This is a genomic window from Streptomyces niveiscabiei (genome assembly GCF_001419795.1).
GTDB classification, from domain to species: Bacteria; Actinomycetota; Actinomycetes; order Streptomycetales; family Streptomycetaceae; genus Streptomyces; species Streptomyces niveiscabiei.
This window is the reverse complement of record NZ_LIRL01001393.1, coordinates 1-1,544: the sequence shown is the minus strand read 5'-3', so window position 1 is coordinate 1,544 and position 1,544 is coordinate 1. Positions and strand designations below refer to the sequence as shown.

At 72.4% G+C, this 1,544-nt stretch carries 2 pseudogenes; both read left to right on the top strand.

From position 1 onward, the window contains the following. Positions 1-1,049: pseudogene (locus AOK24_RS52100) on the top strand (fructose-specific PTS transporter subunit EIIC); the annotation flags it as partial. Between the two features lie 2 nt (positions 1,050-1,051). Beyond that, positions 1,052-1,525 (top strand): annotated as a pseudogene (locus AOK24_RS52095) (PTS lactose transporter subunit IIC); the annotation flags it as partial. Between the last annotated feature and the right edge of the window lie 19 nt (positions 1,526-1,544).

Below are 1,544 nucleotides of genomic sequence, written 5' to 3'. Positions count from 1 at the left end.
GCTGCGGCACCGGTGGCGGCCTCCACCGGTGCCGCAGCGGCAGAGCAGCCCGCGCCCGCGGAGCCGGCCCCCGTGGAAACCCCCTTCCGCATCGTCGCCGTCACCTCCTGCCCCACCGGCATCGCCCACACGTACATGGCCGCCGAGTCCCTGGAGAACGCGGCCCGCGAGGCGGGCGTACAGCTCACCGTCGAGACGCAGGGCTCCGCCGGCTTCACCCGCCTCGACCCGCAGCTCATCGCGGACGCGGACGGCGTGATCTTCGCGCACGACGTCCCGGTCCGCGACAAGGACCGCTTCGCCGGCAAGCCGACGGTCGACGTCGGCGTGAAGGCCGGCATCAACCGCCCCTCGGAGCTGATCGCCGAGGTCAGGGACAAGGCGGCCAGGGGAGTGGTGACGACGGGCTCGGCCCCGACCCCGGTGGAGCGCGCGGGCGACTCCACGGAGGGCTACGGCACGAAGCTGCGCAAGTGGCTGATGTCCGGCGTGAGTTACATGGTCCCCTTCGTCGCGGCGGGCGGCCTCCTGATCGCCCTCGGCTTCGCGATCGGCGGCTACAAGATCAACAAGGCGCCGTCGGTGATGGACCACTTCCTGTGGACCCAGGCCGACAGCTGGGCGGCGCTGCTGTTCCAGATCGGCGCCGTCTCCTTCGGCTTCCTGGTCCCGGTCCTCGCGGGCTACATCGCGTACGGCATGGCGGACCGCCCCGGCCTGGTCCCCGGCTTCGTCGGCGGCATGATCGCCTCCACCATCAACGCCGGCTTCCTCGGCGGCCTCGCCGCGGGCCTCCTCGCGGGCGGCGTGGTGCTCGGCATCCAGCGCGTGAAGATCCCCACGGCGCTGCGCGGCATCATGCCGGTGGTGGTGATCCCGCTGATCTCCACGGCGATCGTCGGGTTCCTGATGTTCGTGGTGATCGGCAAGCCGATCGCGTCCGCGCAGAAGGGCATGACCGACTGGCTGAACGGCCTCACCGGCTCCAACGCGATCCTGCTGGGCGCCCTCCTCGGCCTGATGATGTGCTTCGACCTCGGCGGGCCCGTNNGACCCGAGCGACTCGGCGATGAAGGTCATGGCCGCGGTGATGGCCGCCGGGATGGTCCCGCCGCTGGCGATGGCCCTCGCGACGACGGTCCGCGCGAAGCTCTTCACGGAGACGGAACGCGAGAACGGCAAGGCCGCCTGGGTCCTGGGCGCGTCGTTCATCTCCGAGGGCGCGATCCCGTTCGCGGCGGCCGACCCCCTGCGCGTCATCCCCGCGTCGATGGCGGGCGGCGCGGTCACCGGCGCCCTGTCGATGGCCTTCGACGCCACCCTGCGCGCCCCGCACGGCGGCATCTTCGTGGTCCCCCTGATCGGCAACCCCTTCCTCTACCTGATCGCCCTGGCGGCGGGCGTGGGCGTCACCACCGCCCTGGTGATCCTCCTGAAGGGCCTGCGCAAGGCGGCCCCCACGGCCCCGCAGTCCGGCGAGCCGCTCCCGCAGTCCACCGACCGCAAGCAGCCGATAGCCGCCTGACCCCCGCTCCTCGGCCGCG